Below are 20722 nucleotides of genomic sequence, written 5' to 3' on the forward strand. Positions count from 1 at the left end.
CTCGCGCAAACCAGCCATCAGCACCTGATAATGGCGCGAGTTGTGGATGGTATTGAGCATGCTTCCCAGCATTTCGCCGCACTTGTCCAGATGATGCAGATAAGCGCGCGAGAAGTTCTGGCAGGTATAGCAATCGCAGGTCGGATCCAGCGGCGATTCATCAGGGCGATGGAACGCGTTACGGATCTTCAGCACGCCTGTATCAATGAACAGAGGCCCATTGCGGGCATTACGGGTTGGCATCACGCAATCGAACATGTCCACACCGCGGCGCACACCCTCAACCAGATCTTCCGGTTTGCCAACGCCCATAAGGTAACGAGGTTTGTCAGCCGGCATCATGCCCGGCAGATAATCCAATACTTTGATCATCTCGTGCTTCGGCTCGCCCACCGACAGACCGCCAATGGCCAGGCCATCGAAGCCGATCTTGTCGAGGCCTTCCAGCGAGCGCATGCGCAGATCCTGGTGCATGCCACCCTGCACGATACCGAACAGTGCCGCAGAGTTTTCACCGTGAGCATTTTTCGAACGCTGAGCCCAGCGCAGCGACAATTCCATCGAAACGCGCGCGACATCTTCGTCAGCCGGGTACGGCGTGCATTCGTCGAAAATCATCACGATGTCGGAGCCGAGATCGCGCTGCACCTGCATCGATTCTTCCGGGCCCATGAACACTTTGGCGCCGTCGACCGGAGAAGCGAAGGTCACGCCCTCCTCCTTGATCTTGCGCATCGCGCCCAGACTGAACACCTGGAAGCCACCGGAGTCGGTGAGGATCGGGCCTTTCCACTGCATGAAATCGTGCAGGTCGCCGTGTTCCTTGATCACTTGGGTGCCAGGACGCAGCCACAGGTGGAAGGTGTTGCCCAGAATGATTTCTGCGCCAGTGGCGACGATGTCACGCGGCAACATGCCCTTGACCGTGCCGTAAGTGCCCACCGGCATGAACGCCGGGGTCTCGACGGTGCCACGCGGGAAGGTCAGACGACCACGACGGGCCTTGCCATCGGTGGCAAGGAGCTCAAAGGACATGCGACATTCGCGACTCATTCTGTTTCCTCTGGGCCTGATTGTTCAGGGGCAGTCGGTGCGGGATTGCGGGTGATGAACATCGCATCACCGTAGCTGAAAAAGCGGTAACCGTTGTCCACGGCAGCCTTGTAGGCGGCCATGGTTTCCGGATAACCGGCAAATGCGGAAACCAGCATCAACAGCGTGGATTCCGGCAAATGGAAATTGGTCACCAGGGCATCGACCACATGAAACGGTCGGCCCGGGAAAATAAAGATATCGGTGTCGCCACTGAACGGCTTGAGCACGCCATCGCGCGCCGCACTCTCCAGCGAACGCACGCTGGTGGTGCCGACGGCAATTACCCGACCACCGCGCGCACGGCACGCTGCGACCGCATCGACCACGTCCTGGCCAACTTCCAGCCACTCGGTGTGCATGTGGTGATCTTCAAGCTTCTCGACGCGCACCGGCTGGAACGTGCCCGCGCCCACGTGCAGCGTGACGAACGCCGTCTCGACGCCCTTCGCAGCAATCGCTTCCATCAGCGACTGATCGAAATGCAGCCCCGCCGTCGGCGCCGCCACCGCACCGAGTTTCTCGGCGTACACGGTCTGATAACGCTCGCGATCCGAGCCTTCGTCCGGGCGGTCTATATAAGGAGGCAACGGCATGTGCCCGACGCGGTCGAGCAGCGGCAGCACTTCTTCCGCGAAGCCCAACTCGAACAACGCATCATGACGCGCGAGCATTTCTGCCTCGCCACCGCCGTCGATAAGGATCTTCGAACCCGGCTTCGGCGACTTGCTGGAACGCACATGGGCCAGCACGCGGTGCGTATCGAGCACCCGCTCAACGAGGATTTCCAGCTTGCCGCCGGACGCTTTCTGCCCGAACAGCCGCGCCGGAATCACCCGGGTATTGTTGAACACCATCAAATCGCCCGGGCGCAAATGCTCGAGCAAATCAGTGAATTGACGGTGTGCAAGGGCGCCGCTCGGCCCGTCAAGGGTCAGCAGGCGACTACCGCGACGCTCGGCCAAAGGGTGGCGGGCGATCAGCGAATCAGGGAGCTCGAAAGTAAAGTCAGCAACGCGCATGATGGGGTTCGTCTAGCAGGGCCGGAAAGTCTAGCGGAAATATTGAAAATTCTCTATGTACCTGATTGACCGACGGTAATCTCATCTCTATACTTCGCCGCCATTGAGCCCTGATGGCGGAATTGGTAGACGCGGCGGATTCAAAATCCGTTTTCGAAAGGAGTGGGAGTTCGAGTCTCCCTCGGGGCACCAAAATTAAGAAAGGTCTTGCTTAGCAAGGCCTTTTTTTTCGCCTGGAGAAAAGTGGTTGGTGCAATTCTGACCACTGTTTAATCGTCCTCATCGCTCAAGCACCCTAACACCGTCGTTGGGCAGATCTGCCCTGTCATCACTTTGGATGAGAGCGGCTGAAGTCGAGAAGGCCCAATATGCGGAGAAACAAGCCGCGGCGAGTTATACGGTAGCTCTCAGTGATGGAGACGATGCAGATGAGCAGCATGCGGAGAAGGTGCTGCGTCTCGCCTCCGAAGCACTGGCAATGGTGACACGTGGCAAGCGAGGATTGGCAGCGACCTCGCAGGCCTTGAAAAACGAAGTCGAGAAGCTCGATGTGGAAATTGCAGAGATCAGAGAGGTTTTGAAAGATCTTCGTCAGCGCCAGCTACGCGTAGCGCGGATTATGTGGGCTGACCGCATGGACAAGGCCGCTCAGGAATTCGCCGCCGTCGCGGCACACTTGGAAGCCACCGAGAAAGCCTTGGGATGGACAAGCTCGTTGAGTGAGCTCTATGTGCCCTTGCAAACCCCGCATGGGGCTTCGTGCATCAGCGAGAAGACAATCAGAGATAAAGCCTATGCACTGTCCATGGAGCAGTTGCTAGCCGCCTGACTCACCGCATCGCCGATACCTACGGCGTTGCCTTCCACCCATAACCGGATCACCAAATCGCGGAACACCAAACGTGTTCCGCGTAACTGGTGTTCCGGTTATTAGCATTTGGTGTTCCGCCTCTGAAAGCCGCGTATTCCGTGGCCTCCGACGTTTCTGGAACACATGGAACACGTGGAACACTGCCTTTTCGCTACCTACGGGTTAGCTTTCCCCTCGCCCCTTTTCACGGCGTAAACCTTCAGCGCGAATGAACGCGACGGATAGCTCCGGATCTGCCGATTGCTGTGTGCGACTAGTCCCAGGCGAGGAGCCGTAGCGGCAGATTTTACGGGTCCTCCTGAAGGGGGGCTCCCTACACGGGTTATCAGACTCGCAGCTTTCCTCTAGCTGAAAAAACTACAGAGATGTCCGTCTTTTTTTTGCACGGCGCAGAGACCTAACGGTAAGGAGGATCGACCAGTGAAAAACTGTTCACTCGAGGCTCAGTGAAGATTTATCAATCGTTTCGGACGCTTGTCTGACCCGAGTTCTCCGACTGAATGCTCAGATCCTGCTCGTGCGCCACTCAAGCACTGCTGTATATTTGTGCTAAGGATTGATCCCATCAGGACTGCTGAGTGACGTTCAAATGCTTTCTCATCTTGAAGGCGACCTGAAGGGATAGTTTATAAAATAACAAACCCTATAAACCTTACAGCTTTTAATCATTTAATTTTCAAAACTAATTAATTATAGAAACACAGCAGATTCATGATGGGGAACAAATGGAAGGCTTTGCGGAATACAATACAAAACTTGAGCAAGTCTTCCACCTATGGAAAAAAGACTCTAATTCCGAGTTTTCCAATCACAGTAACGTCACAGCGACCAAAGTAAGAGAACTGATAGACATAACAACCCTACGCGAATCCGGAGTTTTTTTTACCAGCGACGCTTTGGCGGAGAAAGCGATAAACTCTTTTAACGCGCCTATAGATGATCGCGCTCTCGTCGTAGACCCCACATGTGGATCAGGAAGTCTTCTGGTTGCCGCCTCAAGAAAACTTTCTGTAATGCCTTTAGCCAGCGAAACTTTAAAGAAGTGGGGCAAACAGCTATGCGGAATTGACTTATTCCCAGAGTTTGTTTACTGCACCAAGCTGAGACTAGTACTAGAAAGTTTAGTAAGAGGAGCGAAAGCAGATAAAAGTCTATCTGAACTTTTAGATCTGTTAACCAACATTCACACTGGCGACTGCCTAGACAACATAGCCATTATCGCTAAGGCCACGCACCTTGCACTAAATCCTCCTTACAATAACTCGAAGACAGCAGCGAGATATAGCTGGGCCAACGGAAAAATAAACAACGCAGCAATTTACTACTACGAGCTGTCACTTGCTTTAAAGGACGGGTGTTCGATTTCGGCTATTCTGCCCGATGTTCTTAGAAGCGGAAGTAGATTTGAAGCATGGCGTAACGCTGTCGAGCCCGCACTTACCATTTCCAACGTGTCAGTCGAAGGCAGATTCGACAAACAAACCGATATTGATATTTTCATCCTCAATGGACTGATTGACCGACAAGGCTCTAACAAAGTTGAATGGCAGACTGCGGAAACATTAGGTATCGATGGTTCTCCTAAAATTCGAGATTTCTTTGAAGTTGCAGTTGGAGCAGTCGTGCCGTACAGAGACCCTCATGAAGGAAAACTGTATGCATACATCCATCCAAAAACTCTTCCACGGTGGGGAGAAATAAGTAAGATCCCAGAAAGCCGGAAATTTTTAGGGAGAGTTTTCCAACCACCCTTCATTGCTATTCGAAGAACATCTGGACCTAGAGACAGACATCGAGCCGTACCGACTCTAGTGCTAGGAAAAAGATTAGTCGCAGTGGAAAACCACCTAATCGTATTAACTCCAAGGAATGGAAGTTTAGATAAATGCCGCGAACTTTCAGAACTACTCAAAGAAAACCATGTTAATGAGTTTCTGAACAATAGAATTCGATGCCGTCACTTAACAGTATCGGCAATATCAGAAATACCATGGAGGTTTGAATGAAAGAATTGCTAGATGAGCTGCCTTTTGAGATCGCTGCTCGCTTACCTATTCAGCTCGGACGGCAAAGCATATCGAGCTCTATGGTTGCTATTTCCGAACTCATTAAAAACTCCTATGATGCCGATTCTAAAAACGTACGGCTTACATTCACTAAATCTAAAGAAGGCCTTCCATCTCTAATAATTGAAGATGATGGGGAAGGCATGTCTTACGAGGACGTTAAAGAAAACTGGCTAATCATTGGAACAAGTCATAAGACGCATCAGGATATCTCGGAAAAAGACAGAATTTACACCGGTGCCAAAGGGCTTGGCCGACTTGGCGCAGATAGACTCTGCAGAACGTTAATTCTGCAGACCAAGCGAGAAAGTGACCAAATTGCACTGGAGCTTCAAATACAATGGGAGGCATATGAAAATGCAGAAAAGCCTCTTTCACAGATAAAGCACAAGCTGTACAAACATACCAGTCAAATCCAGGACGAACATGGAAAGTTTCCGGACAATGAAAAAAATTCCGGCACGCGAATTATACTACAGGGATTAAAAGACGACTGGAACTTGAGCCTTTTAACTGACCTAAAAAAAGAGCTATCACTTTTAATCTCTCCATTCGACGACGCTAATGACTTCTCAATTTCAATTAAATCGGTTTTTCCTGAAATAGATGGAAACGTCTCAAGCTCATCTGCGGTTGAATATGCACGCTGGGTAGTTGATGCAGATCTTGATGGCGAGATTATTAATGCCAATTTTAAATACTCTGATGGCCGAGAGTTCAAAATCGATTCAGAAGAGTGGAAAAACTGGATTAAGGATCGCCCACCGGTACCAAGCTCTGGCCCTCTAAAGCTTAAAATGTACTTTATTCCATGGGATGCACCTGGCCTAAAGAACGTGGACTTTAGTAAGCGTAATTGGCGGGAGTTCATGAATGCGAACCAAGGGATACGTATCTATAGAGATAGATTCAGAGTACGCCCTTATGGCGAGCCCACAGGTAAAGGTGATTGGCTAGATCTTGGTATCCGTCGCGCACGTAGTCCTGGCGGGGTCAAACAAGGTGGTTGGAAAGTCGGGCCGCATCAAGTTATTGGTGCAGTATTTATAGGTAGACAGACCAATCCTCTGTTGGAAGATCAAACAAATCGTGAGGGTATCGTTGAGTCAGAAGCATTTTATGACATGCGTGCTTTCTGCGTAAAAATCATTGATCGATTTGAATTATATGCTCATCAAATAGCCCGAGAAGAAGATGATGGGTCTGATACAGAAGAAAAGAAACTGCTCGCTAAAAAAGCTATCGCCGACACCACGAAAGTAGTTGAGGAACTTAAAGAATCAATCTCTAAAAATGTACAAAAAAACGTTGATACTGGTGAGCAGAAAAATATCAGCGTTAATGAACCTGAAACTCTAATGGTTAGAATTGCCGAGGTGGAGTCCAGATTGGCAGAGGCCGCAGCCCGATCAAGCGAGCTGGAAATCCACTTAGAGAAAAAGGCTGAGGAGTTAGAGCATGAGAAGGATACGTTAGCTAACCTAGCATCGCTGGGAATTCTTACTGTCTGTTTCGGACATGAAGCAAAAGAATTTACGAACCTATCATTAGTTAACGCGAAAAACCTAAAGGATAGTTTCGAAAGAGGCATCTTCATGCTAACACCTCCTTATGACGAGGAGTTCTCAAACTGCCTAAAAACGATAATTTCAAGCACAGGCTTTGTAAGAAACTTTGCATCTTTTGCCTTGGGGAACATCAAACCAGACAAAAGAAAGCGCAAAGCTGTTGATATTGGCGACGTGGCATCAGGAGTATTTAAAGCTTTAAGCGCATCATTAGAAAGGCAAAACATTGAGACAAGCGTTACGTGTGAAACCAAAAGAAAAATTGTGGCTTTTGAAATAGACCTAGAGAGCATTTTTGTTAACCTCATATCTAACTCTATATGGGCACTCAAAAAAACCGCAGTAGGCGAACGTTTTATATCCATTAACATTCACGAAAAAAATGATCACATAACTATTAGTTTTGCTGATAGTGGCTTTGGTTTAGAGTCAGGAACAGAAGAGCAAATCTTCCAACCGATGTATAGCACTCGACTCGACAGGAAAGGCTCGGTTGAGGGCACAGGTATGGGGCTTTCCATTGTCAAAAGTTTTGTAGACAACCATACAGGTGGGAATATTTCCGCAACACCAAAAGGAAGACTTGGCGGAGCAGAATTTACAATCAACATACCATTGACCACAAACAACAAGGCCTGACTTCATGAAAAAGAATGTTGTGCTATATATTGATGAGGAGCAAAACGCTCTAGACTCTTATGGCCGAGAACTAAGAAAAAATCTGCCTCCAGAACTAGAGGTCATTTGCGCATTACCTCAGCCCACGCTTCCTTTAATGCTCAAATTTATCTGCAGCATGCGCCCTCGAATTGCTTCCATCGTTGTCGATGAGCACCTCGAGGTCGCGGGAACTGCTGACTATATAGGAAGCCAATTAGCAGATGCATATAGACAGCTTGACAGCAAAATCCCTATATACATTCTCAGCAATCATCCAGACGAAATAGATGACAACTTAGAAAGCGTTGAGTATATATTAAGCAAGGATGATTTTGCTGATGGAGGCGCAGCGCTAGAAAGTGCCGTCAAACGCATGGTCCGCCACATAAATGCTTACGAACAAATTGTAGATGAGCGCGAACAACGCTTTGTACTTTTACTAAAGAAGTATGTTTTATCTGAAATTTCAACAGAAGAAGCAAAAGAGCTAAACGAGTTAAAATTCTGGCGAGAAGCTCCCGCAGCCATTGAAGAATCGACCATGACCATGGAGCTCAAAAGAAAACTAGACGAACAGGAAGACACATTAAACAACATAGAAAAACTACTTTCGGGTAAAAAATAAAATGTTCTACCCCATACTCACTCGTCGACCTAATTACTCAAAAAAACCTGACGGCAACTATTACGCAGATTACCACCATTACTTCACGGAAATAAAAGAAGACTGCCAAGAACGCTGTGTTTATTGTGACGCACTGCTTTCAGAGCACGGGAATGAAGGTTTTCACATCGACCACTTCAGGCCATATGTGCACTTTGCAGAATTAAAGAGCGACCCAAATAATTTAGTTTTAGCCTGCTCCAAATGCAACATATGGAAATCAAAAAACTGGCCGACAAACATGTACTTCCATGTGCATGCATCCCACGACGGTACTACTGGCTTTATTGACCCATTCCTAGAGCCATTATCCAATCACTTCAGAGTAGAACAATCAGGAAAGCTTTTAACAACAGGAGCAGTCGCGAAATACATGCTCGAACTTCTACACCTTAACAGAGAATCAAGAATTCAGTTAAGACGAAAGAGGACCATTCTTCATAAAGCTATGCAACTCAATGAAGTTGTCGACCAAAAATTAAAAGAATTAGTCGAATACATGCAGACCGATGACTTTGACAGAGATACCGCACGAAACATGGTCACCTCACTACGCGAAGTGAAAGACTTGTTAACCGATGCTCTAAATATGCTTCACAAAAGAGTTTCGTAGGGTTTACGCACGAACAGCGTAGGCTGCCTCAGGTCTCAAAAGCCTCTTGCTGCACTACTCTACCTGCAGGAAACGCATCGCCTCCGGCCTAGTCATCAACTGCTACCTGGTATTTCATGAATGGAATCGTCATCCCAGAAACGCGCCTTTCGTACCCCTGAAAGTATTCAAGCAGAGAAGAACACGCGGGGGATGCTCAAGCCTTTCTTGGAAAGCAGAGGATTCACTGACGTCACTGACGTTCGTATAGGACACTCTCAGTTGCTTTCTGCTAGAAGCCCTGAGGGCAGATTCTTTAATGCACGAGTCCGATTGTGCTGGCGCTGGGAGGATCATCAAGAAAAATATTCTGCAGCGCAGCTACGCGCCCGTTTAAGCCATGGAGACTGGGATAAAACCATTGCCGAAATCGTTGATCGCGAAGCCCCGCGAGGTATTACCCACGCACTTCTGGTGCAACGCTTTGGCAGTAATATTGTATTTGCAGCGTTGATTCCCGTGTCCGCCATGACAGGGATTATCAATGAGCAGAAAAAGGTCAGCGCTGAACTCATAGCGGCAGGGAGGTTAGGGCGTCTCAAGAAAAATCATGCTGTCAATGGAGGCAGTCCCACGATGTGGCTGATGGATAGCCGATTTGAGGAGGCGCACAAAGTCGCCGATGTTCTGTGGAAGTGGGAGGGGGTGGAGGATCTCGCCAAACGACCGCTTTTCAAAGATCTCACTGGAGGTATTGACGACACAGTCAGCGACCTACCGGGACTTGATTTATCGCTCTTAGGCCGTGATGAAGCGTCACGTTTTCAAGCAACGGTGTCTAGGGTAGCTAGAGATCCGAATGTCCGAAAAGCTGTGATCGAGCGTTGCAATGGACGCTGCGAACGCCCAGGATGCGGAGCGAGCCGTCCTTATGCTGGCTTTCTCGATGTACACCACATTTTTGGTGTTGAGGTTAGTGATCGAGTTTTTAATTGCGTTGCTCTTTGCCCAAATTGCCATAGAGATGCACACTTCTCGATGGATCGGGAAAAGTTGAATAATTCATTGTTGTTGATAGCTCAGCATTACCTTCAAGAGCTATCTGATGCACCATAGGATAGCCAGCGGGGCTAGCGTTGTATCCCCACTTGTATCCCTTTACCGATAAACGCTCTGAAGACCACAGATTATATGGTGCAGTCGAGTCTCCCTCGGGCACCAAAATTAAGAAAGGTCTTGCTTAGCAAGGCCTTTTTTTTCGTCTGCCGGAAAGTGCCTGCTGTTGTAGGAGCTGCCGAAGGCTGCGATCTTTTGATTCACCGCTTCTTGGTCAACCGAAATCCCAAGGATCCCCCCATGGAAACGTCACTGGAAACAGTCGCCCTTTTCTCCCTCAAACTCGCTTACGAGGAAGAAGGCCTGAGCCCGATTTTGCGGGACGACATGGTCATGGGTGATTACCAGAAAGACATTTTCGAACTATTGGTGCGGCGTGGGGATGTCGAGACTATTCAGTTCAAGATGAACGAATGCCTTGGCCTAGCGATGGACGCCTTGGGCGGTATCGAGAAACCGCTCGGACGCGAGCTGCACAAATTATCCGCCGAGTTCAGCGAAGCGCGTTCGCTGGAGCAGCTGGATCAGCCGCTTCTCGCGCTCAAGGGTTATTTGAAAGACATCTTGTAATGGGCTGAGCCGTTACAGCAGATGCTTCGAGATGTACTTGGAAATCTCCACCATCGACGTTTTCCCGGTGAATTCGAACTTCACTTTCCCCAGTGACGAGAAGTAAATCTCCAGCTCCGAATCCAGATCGAACGTGCCCGAGGTTTCCACGGAGTACGCGACGATGTTCTTGTACGGCAAGGAAGTGAAATCCTTCTTGCTGCCGGTAATGCCCTGAACGTTGACTGCGATGATGCGTTTGTTGGTAAACACCACGCCATCGCGCATGGCCTTGTAGGCGTCGATCACTTCTTCACCTTCCAGCAAGAGGGAGGTAACGCGCTCGGCGTATTCATTGTTTTGCTTGAGTTTGAAGAAGCCTTTGTTGTTGAAGTCGATCATCTGTCCATCCTCTGGTTGAATAAAAAACCCGGCAAATCACTTGCGCACTTTCACCACTCGAATCTTGATCGGAAACCCACCCGCTCCCTTCAGCGTCTTCCATCCTACGTACTGGAATATCAAGTTCTCGTCGATGGGGTCGCCCCGCTCTACCATTGGTCCACCCAGCACCGCGACTTCCCTGTAGACGGCGCAGCTGCCCGCATTGGGGCCGACGAAGTAGACCACATAGGGTTTGACGTATTGCACCGCGCGGAAATGCCGGCCGCATTTCCAGTCGACCTTAATCATCAACGTCTTCAGATACGCTTCGCCATCCGTTTCCGATTCCTCGGCGAGTTCTTTGAGCTTGCCGATTCCGCCGACGTCGCTAAAGCCCAGAGCACGGGCGCGCTTGTATTCCGGGGATTTCTGGTGCTCGGCCTGATCCTTGTAGTATTGCTCTTGAAGCTCGGCGACCAGGACCGGCTCCTCCTTGTTGCGGATCTCGAACGCTTGGGCAATGACGGTTTCGCAACGGGCATATTCGGGAGAGGCAAGGCTTGCCGGGGCAAGGTGATCGCGATGGACGTAAAGAGTGTGATTCAAGCTGTCGACGCGGTTCATCGCTTGCCTGCTCGTCATGGCCCCGCTTTGGACTCTGTTCACTACGTCCTGAAAACTCTGACAATCGGCGAGGTATCCTTTCCAGGCGACCTCCGGGGTTTCATCCCAGCCGGCAAGCGCCGGGGTCATAACGGTGGCGAGGAGGAAAGCGCTGAGCAGGCGCGAGACAGAAGAAACGGTAGGCATGTGTAGTCCGTTACGCAGTGGAAGAAGGTGGCGCGAAGCTACTATTTTGCTATCTTGCCGTCCACTTTCGATGGAGGCGTATCAAGCGCTTCTGTTAACGGGCGCTCGGGAATAAATCAATGGATGCTTTGTTGTGCTTGCTGGTAATGGGCGGAACCTGGTTGTGGGTGGTGAAGCAACGCGGCGAGTGGAATCTGTTACTCGCCAACCTTGCCGGCGCCGGCAGTAGCGTGGTGACTGGCATTGTCTTCACACTGATTTACGGCGGGCTCATTGGCACCTCGATGGCGACGACCAACCTGGATCGCAGCCTGGTGGTTTTCATGGCCAGCGCCGGTGTCCTCGCGGGCGTGTGGATGTGGGTCGCCAATCGCCGCCAACCCGAACATCCGATTGCACGTCAGTTGCTGGGCGCGGTGTGTGGCTTCACTGCCGGCATGATCACCTTGATGTTTCTGGCGGTGAATTATTTCCCCAACACTTGATCGGACGGTGCATCTGTTTTGCTATCGTGCTGCCCATCATCAGCGTTCACCTCGAACATGCGTTGGTTTCAGGTTTAGAAGGTTTAAGGAAAGGATCGAATGGATTTTCTGCATTTAGTGGTTTTTGTCGCTACCTGGGGTTTCATGTGGCGCTGGGTGGTGAAGAACCGCGGCAACTGGAATCTGTTCTTCGGCAACATTGTCGGCGTGGCGGGCGGTGTGATTGTGGCCATGGTGGTGCTTTCCATTTCGCTGTCGTTGTTTCCCGACAAGAAATCTGCCGAAACCGTCGAGACAACAGCGCAGACATCCCAACAACTCATGCCCTCCGCTGAAACACAGGTCATCGCGCCGGCAGAGCCGGCCGTTGCAGTGGCCGAAGCGGTGTCGCCGCCGGCACCTGCGCAAGCAGCGGTCGCCACAGCCGCTTCTGCCGCGCCGAATGCCACGACACAAAAGTCTGAACCGCCGGAATCTGCATTGCTTCCTGATTACCGTGGCCGGTCGCGAAAAACCTTATCCGAAAACCTTATCGTCAACGATTTCAACGAGACCGATCGCGCCGTCATCAATGCCAAACGCCAGGCTGCTGGTGATGGAGCAGACGCTGACCGATCCTACATGGCCGTTGTCATGTGCATTCCGGCGTTACAGCACGCTCTGCGTTTCCCCTCCACAGAGCGTGTGATTGGCCCGGCCTTCAAAGCTAGCCGCCAGAACGACCAGATTTATAAAGTCACCGCGGTTATCTCGGCAGACAACATGTTGGCCGCGACGGTCGTCTACAACTACAGCTGCTCCATGCAAGCAGTCGCGGGCGCAGATGGCGATACCCAGTGGAACCTGGTGGATTTGAGCCTCACGCAAACATCTCGCTGAACGCCGTTTGCTGCCTGCGCTATGATCGCCGACCTGCACTTAGAGTCCTGACACCGGATGCCTGCTTCCGCGCTATCGCCTGATTCCCCCGCCTCACTGCCTGCAATACTGGCGGGCCCTTTGCTGCGGCGACTGGAACCGGCACGCCTGGTGATGTGGCTGGTCGCAAGCCGCAAGCTTTCGCTGACGCTGCGTCTGCAAGATGTCGCCGATATACCGCTGGACGATGGCAACTGTACGACCATCGCGGTGGGCCAGCATGCTTTCGTGCATTTGATCGATGTTGCATTAACTACCCCGCTACCCTGCGACACGCGGGTCGATTACGACTTGCTGATTGATGAGACGGCAAGCGGAATTGCCGATTGGGCGCCGCACTTACTTTACGGCGATGCCCGCTGCCCGAACTTCGTCATACGTTCGCGAATCGACCAATTGCTACATGGCTCCTGCCGCAAACCCCATCACCCGGCGGTGGACGGTCTGCTCTGCGTCGATCAACTGTTAGCGACGGAAACCGACCCGCAACAACGCCCCGCCCTGCTCATGATGAGCGGCGACCAGGTCTACGCCGACGATGTTGCCGGTCCGATGTTGCGCGCAATTCATGCCTTGATCGAACGACTCGGACTGTTCGATGAACACCTCGAAGGCGCCGTGGTCAGCGATAGCGCCAAGCTCTACAAACACCCGGCCAGTTACTACCACCGTGCGGATTTGTTACCGGCGCTGGAAAGCAACGAGACATTGCGCGAGCGATTTTTCGGTGGTGCGCGTAAGCCGATTTTCACCAGCAGCAGCGCTGACAATCACTTGGTGACCTTCGCCGAAGTCATGGCGATGTACTTGTTGGTGTGGTCGCCGACGGCTTGGTCGCTGATCAATCCGCAAGCTCCTGAACTGACGCCCGAACGTCTCAAGCGCTACACCCTTGAACAGAGTCGCATCGATGCCTTCAAGGCTGGATTGGACAAGGTCGCCCGCGCGCTGGCGCATCTGCCGAGCCTGATGATTTTCGACGATCACGACATCACCGATGACTGGAACCTGTCTGCGCAATGGGAGGAAACGGCCTATGGTCATCCGTTCTCCAAGCGCATCATCGGCAACGCGTTGATCGCCTATATGTTGTGTCAGGGCTGGGGCAATAATCCCGATGCCTTCAAGGATGTCTTGGAGAAAACCCTGGGGCTAAGCGCCAGCGGTGATGACCAATATCTCGACAGCCCGGTGCAGGATGCTCTGATCGATGATTTGCTGCGCTTTCAACAATGGCATTTCGTCCTGCCGAGCAGCCCGGCGCTCGTGGTCATCGACACGCGCACCCGGCGCTGGCACAGTGAGATGGCGCTCAAGCAACCCTCGGGCCTGCTCGATTGGGAGGCGTTGAGCGAGCTGCAACAGGAACTGCTCGATCACCCGTCAGCGATCATCGTTTCCCCGGCACCGATCTTCGGCGTGAAGCTGATCGAAACGGTGCAGAAGGTGTTCAGCTGGTGCGGTTACCCGCTGCTGGTCGACGCGGAAAACTGGATGGCCCATCGCGGTGCGGCGCAGGTGATCCTGAATATTTTCCGCCACTCGCGCACACCGGGTAACTACGTGGTGCTGTCCGGCGATGTGCATTATTCCTTCGTCTACGAAGTGCTTATCCGCCACCGTAAGGCCGGTCCGCGAATCTGGCAGATCACCAGCAGCGGCATCAAGAACGAGTTTCCGAAAAGCCTGCTGGAATGGTTCGACCGCCTCAACCGCTGGCTCTACTCGCCACGCTCCCCGCTGAACTGGTTCACCAAACGCCGACGCATGCGCATCGTGCCGTACACGCCGGAACATGCTGAGGCAGGTGAACGCTTATGGAATTCGGCGGGGATCGGTCAGGTGTTTTTCAATGAACAGGGGCAGCCGCGGGAGATCATTCAGCACAATTCGAATGGCAAGGCGAAGACACGGATGCTGGCGCCGGATCTGGCGGATTATCCGGACTAAGGTCTACACCGAACATGTGGGAGCGAGCCTGCTCGCGAAAGCGGTCGATCATCCAGCAGAGATGTCGACCGATAGTCCACCTTCGCGAGCAGGCTCGCTCCCACAGTGCTACTTACAAGCCATCAATGCGCGATCAGTGCTCGCCCCACACCTCTGACAATCATCTCCACCTCCCGCTCATCAATCGTCAACGGTGGCAGCAGCCGTATCGTCTTGCCCCGCGTGACGTTGATCAACAGCCCATGATCCCGCGCGGCGATCAGGGTCAGATCACGCACCGGTTGTTTCAGCTCGATACCGATCATCAAGCCCTGCCCGCGAATCGCCAGCACATTGGGATTGTCCGCCAGCTCTGCACGCAGACGAGTCAACAGCCGTTGCCCCTGAATCCGGGCGTTTTCCAGCAGGCCCTGTTCTTCGATGATGTCCAGCACCGTGCAACCGACCCGACACGCCAGCGGATTGCCGCCGAAGGTGCTGCCATGGCTCCCGGGCGTAAACAGATCTGCCGCCCTGCCCCGGGCCAGGCACGCGCCGATCGGCACGCCGTTGCCCAGTCCTTTTGCCAGGGTCATGACGTCCGGGACAATGCCTTCATGTTGAAACGCGAACCAGCGCCCGGTGCGGCCGATACCGGTCTGGATTTCATCAAGCATCAATAACCACGCATGGCGATTGCACAGTTCGCGTAGCGCTTTCAGGTAACCGGGCGGCGCGAGCTGCACACCGCTTTCGCCCTGGATTGGCTCGACCAGAATCGCGACGATGCGCTCGCCGTGCTTTTGCTGCACCTGTTCCAGCGCAGCGAGATCACCGAACGGCACTTTGAGGAAATCCCCCGGCAATTCGTTGAAACCCAGGCGCACCGCCGGACCATCACTGGCCGACAAGGTGCCGAGTGTGCGGCCGTGGAACGCGTTGGCCATGACCACCACCAGCGGCTGTTCGATGCCCTTGCGCCAACCGTACAAACGCGCCAGTTTCAATGCCGTTTCATTGGCCTCAGCACCGGAGTTATTGAAGAACGCCCGCTCCATGCCCGACAGCTCGGTCAGCCGTTTGGCCAATTGTTGCTGCCAGTCGATGCTGTACAGATTCGATGTGTGCAGCAGCAACCCGGCCTGCTCGCTGATCGCCGAAACGATCCGCGGATGCGAGTGGCCGACATTGGTCACCGCGACACCGGCCACCGCATCCAGATACTCGCGGCCGGCCTGATCCCACAGGCGAGTGCCCAGGCCTTTGGTGAAGCTCAAGGCCAGTGGTTGGTAGGTGTTCATCAAGGCGGCGGTCATGACTTGAAACTCCAGCAGGTCGGTGTGCTGGCAGTATGGTTAGCCAGCGAAACTGGATAAACTCGGCAAAACTTCATTCATTTAAAAGCTGAGCTTGATAATGGACTTGTTCCAGTCGATGAGCGTGTACGTCAAAGTCGTCGAAGCCGGGAGCATGACGGCGGCCGCGTTGCAGTGCGACATGTCGACGACCATGGTTGGCAATCATCTGCGCGCGCTGGAACAACGGCTCGGTGTGCAACTGCTGCAGCGCACCACTCGACGTCAGCGACTCACTGAATTCGGCAGCGTTTACTACCAGCGCTGTCTGGAAGTGTTGGGGTTGGTCGCCGATTCCGAACGCCTCGCCGAGCAGACCCTCGATCAACCGCGGGGCATGTTGCGCCTCACCGCGCCGCTGACGTTCGGCGTTGAACGGCTGGCGCCGGCGCTCAGTGAATTTTCCTTGCTGTACCCCCAGGTCAAACTCGATGTGATCCTGACCAACAGCCGTCCCGATCTACTGGAAAGCGGCCTCGATGTGGCGTTTCGGCTGGGCAATTTCGACCAGTCCAACCTGATCGCCCGGCCCTTGATCGACTACACCCTGACCGTGTGCGCCTCGCCGCAATACGTCGCCCGGCGCGGCATGCCGAAAACCCCGGAAGACTTGCAACAACACGACTGCCTGTCGTTCGCCTATCCCGCCGGCGACGACTGGCAATCGGTGGAAAAACGCTGGCGCCTCGGTGGCCCCGACGGGGAAATCATGGTCGACGTCAGCGGGCCTATGCTGATCAACAGCTCCGCCGGGCTGCATCAGGCGGCACGCACCGGCATGGGCATCGTGATGCTGCCGGATGCGCTGGTGGAACAAGACCTGCGTGAAGGCCGACTGGTGAAGGTGATCGCCGACTTCCAGCCACCCAGCCGACCGATGCATCTGCTCTACGCGCCAGATCGCTATCGCTTGCCAAAATTGCGCCGGTTCGTGGAGTTTGCGATGCAGACGTGGGGGAAATCCTGAGGCTGCGCGGCTCCACCCTTCCATGAAAAATCGCTGACAAGGAACCGAACAGCAGATGAACAACACTCTCAACGTACGTGATTTGCTGCCCGCCGAAACGCAATCGGTGCGGCAGTTTCTCGGGGAGCATGGCTGGGGCCATCGCACCGGCTCAGCTGAACACTTCGCCCTGCTGATCAAGAACTCTGAGCGCACCGCCGTCGCCGTCGAGGGTGAGCAGATCATCGGATTCGCCCGCGGAATCAGCGATGGTTTGTCCAACGGTTACCTGTCGATGGTGGTGGTCGATGACCAGCATCGGCGTGAGGGGATTGGCCGCGCACTGGTCGAGCACATCATGGGCGACAACCCGGATATCACGTGGGTGCTGCGTGCCGGGCGCGAAGGCGCAGAGGCTTTTTTTGCCAGCCTGGGTTTTGAGACCTCGGTGATTGCCATGGAACGGCCGCGCCGGAAATAACCCACTGCGGGAAAAAACTCGACCGGCAGACCGTTGCTCCGTGACAACGCCGCCGCGCTCCCCTAAATTAGTCGGCCTGAAAAAGCCCTTGGGTTTTCTCATCTCCACTCAAGTTAAAAAGTAGTGAAATTTCAATGTCCGATTTCAACACCGCTGAATCCGTAGTCACCGAATCGTCCAAAGCGGAATACGAAAACTCCATCAATCTTTCACAACACCTGCCACAAGCCAAAATCATCAGCGAGATGGTCCTGGACGCGTTCCAGTCGACCCGCGAAAGCGACCAGATCCGCGAGCTGCGCGCGGCGATCCGTCAGGCTCACGACAGCTTCGATGACGACAAGGCCTACGAGCTGATGGGCGAACTCAAGGCGCTGAAAGACGCCGAAGCCGCCGACCTCGCCGCCCTTGAAGACCTCAGCAGCAAGTTCTCGATCGGCCGCATCCTGTCCAGCTTCAAGGACGATCCGGCGTTCCAGGAAATCGTTTACGGCCTCGCGCTGAAAGTGCTGAACCAGACCCATCAGGCGATCAGCAACCCGAGCGGCGGCAAGAGCAAGGCTGCGAAGAAGAAAGAAGTCGAAATCTTCACCATCAGCAAGGACGGCATCAGTGTGACCCTGCCACTGCGCACGCCACGCTCGCGCCTGAACGTTGACCGTGCAGCGCTGGAGTTCCTCGGTTTCACCTTCGTCGGTGAAGGCGAAGAAGCGGAACTGGAAAGCGAAGTCTTCGTCGACAACGCTGGCACCGAGCAGGCGGTAAACCGCAAGAACATCATCACCGCGCTGCAACAGCAGACTGCGTTCGATGGCTATAGCATCGCCGCGCAGTAATAGCGCAGCCGCTGTACGAAAAAGCCCCGCGCTGGGATTCAGTGCGGGGCTTTTTGGTTTTCGGCTGGGGATTCGTGAGGAGGCGAAAATCCTCGCCCCTCACCCCTGCCCTCTCCCGAGGGAGAGGGAGCCGATCGTGAGATATTCAAGAGATGCACCGAAATGAAAGTGCGGTGCCGAATCCACAATCGCCTCGGCCTCTCAGGTCGATGTATAGCGCAAGAAACCTCGGTCAGTCCCCTCTCCCTCCGGGAGAGGGTTAGGGTGAGGGCAAGCCGTGAAGTCACCCTCAAGCCGAAGGATGCAACGCTACAATCATGTCCACCTCAATCGCCGCATTCTTCGGCAACTGATACACGCCAACTGTGGTGCGCGTGTGCCGGCCGGCATCACCGAGCACATGACTGAACACGTCCGATGCACCGTTGGCCACTTCGCTCAGGTCAACGAAGTCCGGCGTCGACTTCACATACACCGTCACCCGCAACAACGCCTTGATCTTGTCCAGCGAACCCACAGCATCGACGATCAGCGCCAGGCAACGCATTGCACTGATGCTCGCGGCGGCTTGCGCATCCTTGAGGGTCAGCTCCAGTCCGACGCGACCCGGGTACTGAATCTTGCCATTAGTGCGCGGCACCATACCGCTGATGTACAGCTCATCATGATGACGGATCAGCGGCGCGTAATTGCCGCCGGCGGTGTTCTCACCATAGATGTCGTAGTTCAGCTCTTGGGCCAGGGCAATAAAACGCTCGTCGCAGGTCATCCTCTCAGTCATTTCGCCCAGCCTTATGATCAGTGCATAAAAAACCGTAGGTCAGGACAGTTGAGCGCGAGCAAATGGCAAGGCGCTACCACTGTCATGGTTGGATCCAAATCTAGGGGGTTTACTGGAAGTCTGCAACCAGCAACCCAGCAAATTCAGTGACGTTGGAATTCGCGAGCAGGCTCGCTCCCACATTGGATCTGCGTCGATCGAATATCCCCTGTGGGAGCGAGCCTGCTCGCGAAGGGCAGCACATCAAATCAGCATAATCCACCCAACAAAAAACCCCGCACATCTCTCAATGTGCGGGGTTTTTCTTCAAGCCTTTGAGCCTTACGGCGCGTACGTCAGCAGCAGCTCTGCCGGCACCTTGAAGTCCAGGGACATCATGACGCTCAACGCAGTGATGGTGAAGATCGAGAACACGAACAGCTTGCGTGCCCAGACTGTGTCATCCACCGCTTTGTAGCCGGTCCAGGCCATGTACAACCAGTACATGCCCATGGCCGCGGCGACGGCGAGGTAGCTCATGCCGGCGTAACCGCTGAAGGTCAGCATCAAGGTCGCCACGAGGAACGCCAGGATGTAGAGCAGGATGTGCTTCTTCGCCACTTGAATCCCGCGCTTCACTGGCAACACCGGAATCGATGCGGCCAGGTAATCATTGAAGCGGAAGATCGCGATGGCGTAGGAATGCGGCATCTGCCACAGACTGAACATCACCAGCAACGTCAGCGCGGCCATGTCGAAGCTGTTGGTGACGGCAACGTAACCGATCACTGGCGGCATGGCGCCCGACAGACTGCCCACCAGCGTGCCGTGAACCGACTTGCGCTTGAGGTACAGGCTGTAGAAGCCGACGTAGATAACGAAGCCGATCACCGCGAACAAAGCGGCCAACGGGTTGGCCACCTTGTACAACAAAGCAACGCCGAGAACACCAAGGATGGTCGCGTAGACCAGGGCCAGTTTCAGGGAGATCAAGCCCTGCACCAGCACCCGGTTCTTGGTGCGTTCCATCTTCAGGTCGATGTCGCGGTCGATGCAGTTGTTGAACACGCAACCGGAGGCGACAACCAGGGATGTACCGATCATGGCAGCCAGAACCACCGCCAGATCGACATGCCCATTCGAGGCCAGGAAGAACCCGCCTGCCACAGAAAGCACGTTACCGAAAATGATCCCCGGTTTGGTGATTTGGATAAAGTGCTTGAGCGACATCGGGTCTACCTCACTTCGCCATCATGTACGTGTGGATGCTGAACATGATCCACAGCGACAGGCCAACCAGCAGCACGATCACAATCGCCGTGAAGACGAATGCGATCACGTTGTTACGCTGAGCAATGGAACGGTCCAGGTGCAGGAAGTAATACAGGTGAACGATCACCTGGATCACTGCGAACAGCAGAACGATTGCCAGCGTGGTGGCTTTCGGCAGGCTCGGGTACATCACCAGACCGAAAGGAATCACGGTCAGGATCACCGACAGGATGAAGCCAATGGCGTACGACTTTACGCTGCCGTGGCCAGCATCATGGCTGTCATGGGAGTGTGCATTAGCCATTACAGAGTCCCCATCAGGTAAACAACGGTGAATACGCTGATC

Annotated in this window: 21 protein-coding genes and 1 tRNA gene; 14 read left to right on the top strand and 8 right to left on the bottom strand. The window is 53.6% G+C overall.

What is annotated here, in order from left to right; translation table 11 throughout:
* A partial coding sequence (gene tgt, locus ACIPIZ_RS27705; RefSeq protein ID WP_401168621.1) for a tRNA guanosine(34) transglycosylase Tgt occupies window positions 1-1035 on the bottom strand: 1035 nt, incomplete at its 3' end.
* Between the two features lie 14 nt (window positions 1036-1049).
* Window positions 1050-2114 (bottom strand): tRNA preQ1(34) S-adenosylmethionine ribosyltransferase-isomerase QueA, encoded by a 1065-nt coding sequence (queA, locus tag ACIPIZ_RS27710; protein WP_105707215.1) that lies wholly within the window; start codon window positions 2112-2114, stop codon window positions 1050-1052.
* 107 nt (window positions 2115-2221) lie between these two features.
* Here queA and ACIPIZ_RS27715 point away from each other — a divergent pair.
* From ACIPIZ_RS27715 to ACIPIZ_RS27750, 8 genes are all read left to right on the top strand, one after another.
* Window positions 2222-2306: transfer RNA gene (locus ACIPIZ_RS27715), tRNA-Leu, on the top strand.
* A gap of 145 nt (window positions 2307-2451) precedes the next feature.
* Window positions 2452-2943, top strand: a complete 492-nt coding sequence (locus tag ACIPIZ_RS27720; RefSeq protein WP_401168624.1) for a hypothetical protein — start codon at window positions 2452-2454, stop codon at window positions 2941-2943.
* A 767-nt stretch (window positions 2944-3710) separates the two neighbouring features.
* Window positions 3711-4991 (top strand): N-6 DNA methylase, encoded by a 1281-nt coding sequence (locus tag ACIPIZ_RS27725; protein ID WP_401168627.1) that lies wholly within the window; start codon window positions 3711-3713, stop codon window positions 4989-4991.
* Complete coding sequence (locus ACIPIZ_RS27730; RefSeq protein WP_401168630.1) at window positions 4988-7258, top strand: ATP-binding protein; 2271 nt, start codon at window positions 4988-4990, stop codon at window positions 7256-7258. The genes ACIPIZ_RS27725 and ACIPIZ_RS27730 overlap by 4 nt, the downstream gene beginning before the upstream one ends.
* Before the next feature lie 4 nt (window positions 7259-7262).
* A complete protein-coding gene (locus ACIPIZ_RS27735; RefSeq protein WP_401168632.1) occupies window positions 7263-7904 on the top strand; it encodes a hypothetical protein in 642 nt (213 codons plus the stop codon).
* A 1-nt stretch (window position 7905) separates the two neighbouring features.
* Window positions 7906-8556, top strand: a complete 651-nt coding sequence (locus ACIPIZ_RS27740) for an HNH endonuclease (RefSeq protein WP_401168634.1) — start codon at window positions 7906-7908, stop codon at window positions 8554-8556.
* Between the two features lie 120 nt (window positions 8557-8676).
* Entirely contained in the window at window positions 8677-9651 is a 975-nt protein-coding gene (locus tag ACIPIZ_RS27745) for an HNH endonuclease (RefSeq protein WP_401168637.1), read from the top strand.
* Window positions 9652-9891: 240 nt separating this feature from the next.
* Window positions 9892-10221, top strand: coding sequence for a hypothetical protein (locus ACIPIZ_RS27750; RefSeq protein ID WP_064392109.1), 330 nt, complete (start codon window positions 9892-9894; stop codon window positions 10219-10221).
* A 12-nt stretch (window positions 10222-10233) separates the two neighbouring features.
* On the opposite strand, the gene ACIPIZ_RS27755 is transcribed toward ACIPIZ_RS27750, so the two are convergent.
* Both ACIPIZ_RS27755 and ACIPIZ_RS27760 read right to left on the bottom strand, forming a co-directional pair.
* The gene (locus ACIPIZ_RS27755; RefSeq protein WP_401168640.1) at window positions 10234-10602 is read right to left on the bottom strand and encodes a PH domain-containing protein; all 369 of its coding nucleotides are present in this window, start codon (window positions 10600-10602) and stop codon (window positions 10234-10236) included.
* 36 nt (window positions 10603-10638) lie between these two features.
* Window positions 10639-11394, bottom strand: a complete 756-nt coding sequence (locus ACIPIZ_RS27760) for a hypothetical protein (protein ID WP_064392113.1) — start codon at window positions 11392-11394, stop codon at window positions 10639-10641.
* Window positions 11395-11513: 119 nt separating this feature from the next.
* Here ACIPIZ_RS27760 and ACIPIZ_RS27765 point away from each other — a divergent pair, with 119 nt between their 5' ends.
* The 3 genes from ACIPIZ_RS27765 (at window position 11514) to ACIPIZ_RS27775 (ending at window position 14747) form a co-directional block, all read left to right on the top strand.
* The gene (locus ACIPIZ_RS27765) at window positions 11514-11879 is read left to right on the top strand and encodes a hypothetical protein (RefSeq protein ID WP_105707217.1); all 366 of its coding nucleotides are present in this window, start codon (window positions 11514-11516) and stop codon (window positions 11877-11879) included.
* A gap of 99 nt (window positions 11880-11978) precedes the next feature.
* Window positions 11979-12758, top strand: a complete 780-nt coding sequence (locus ACIPIZ_RS27770) for a hypothetical protein (protein ID WP_105707219.1) — start codon at window positions 11979-11981, stop codon at window positions 12756-12758.
* 57 nt (window positions 12759-12815) lie between these two features.
* Window positions 12816-14747, top strand: a complete 1932-nt coding sequence (locus ACIPIZ_RS27775; protein WP_401168645.1) for an alkaline phosphatase D family protein — start codon at window positions 12816-12818, stop codon at window positions 14745-14747.
* A gap of 122 nt (window positions 14748-14869) precedes the next feature.
* Here ACIPIZ_RS27775 and ACIPIZ_RS27780 read toward each other — a convergent pair whose 3' ends face one another.
* Window positions 14870-16042: an aspartate aminotransferase family protein gene (locus ACIPIZ_RS27780; protein WP_401168647.1), complete on the bottom strand. Its 1173-nt coding sequence runs from the start codon at window positions 16040-16042 to the stop codon at window positions 14870-14872.
* A 100-nt stretch (window positions 16043-16142) separates the two neighbouring features.
* Between ACIPIZ_RS27780 and ACIPIZ_RS27785 the strand changes: the two genes are divergently transcribed.
* The 3 genes from ACIPIZ_RS27785 (at window position 16143) to ACIPIZ_RS27795 (ending at window position 18344) form a co-directional block, all read left to right on the top strand.
* A complete protein-coding gene (locus tag ACIPIZ_RS27785; RefSeq protein ID WP_105707226.1) occupies window positions 16143-17048 on the top strand; it encodes a LysR family transcriptional regulator in 906 nt (301 codons plus the stop codon).
* A 55-nt stretch (window positions 17049-17103) separates the two neighbouring features.
* Entirely contained in the window at window positions 17104-17508 is a 405-nt protein-coding gene (locus tag ACIPIZ_RS27790; protein WP_122663001.1) for a GNAT family N-acetyltransferase, read from the top strand.
* Between the two features lie 134 nt (window positions 17509-17642).
* Window positions 17643-18344, top strand: a complete 702-nt coding sequence (locus ACIPIZ_RS27795) for a hypothetical protein (RefSeq protein WP_007949995.1) — start codon at window positions 17643-17645, stop codon at window positions 18342-18344.
* Window positions 18345-18633: 289 nt separating this feature from the next.
* On the opposite strand, the gene ACIPIZ_RS27800 is transcribed toward ACIPIZ_RS27795, so the two are convergent.
* The 3 genes from ACIPIZ_RS27800 to cyoD all read right to left on the bottom strand — a co-directional run bounded on the left by ACIPIZ_RS27800 (window position 18634) and on the right by cyoD (window position 20680).
* Window positions 18634-19125, bottom strand: coding sequence for a RidA family protein (locus ACIPIZ_RS27800; RefSeq protein ID WP_007916938.1), 492 nt, complete (start codon window positions 19123-19125; stop codon window positions 18634-18636).
* Window positions 19126-19446: 321 nt separating this feature from the next.
* A complete protein-coding gene (gene cyoE, locus ACIPIZ_RS27805; protein WP_401168652.1) occupies window positions 19447-20334 on the bottom strand; it encodes a heme o synthase in 888 nt (295 codons plus the stop codon).
* Window positions 20335-20344: 10 nt separating this feature from the next.
* The gene (gene cyoD / locus ACIPIZ_RS27810) at window positions 20345-20680 is read right to left on the bottom strand and encodes a cytochrome o ubiquinol oxidase subunit IV (RefSeq protein WP_007916940.1); all 336 of its coding nucleotides are present in this window, start codon (window positions 20678-20680) and stop codon (window positions 20345-20347) included.
* Window positions 20681-20722: the final 42 nt, after the last annotated feature.

The sequence above is a fragment of the Pseudomonas sp. NPDC087690 genome (assembly GCF_044743175.1).
Lineage (GTDB): Bacteria > Pseudomonadota > Gammaproteobacteria > Pseudomonadales > Pseudomonadaceae > Aquipseudomonas.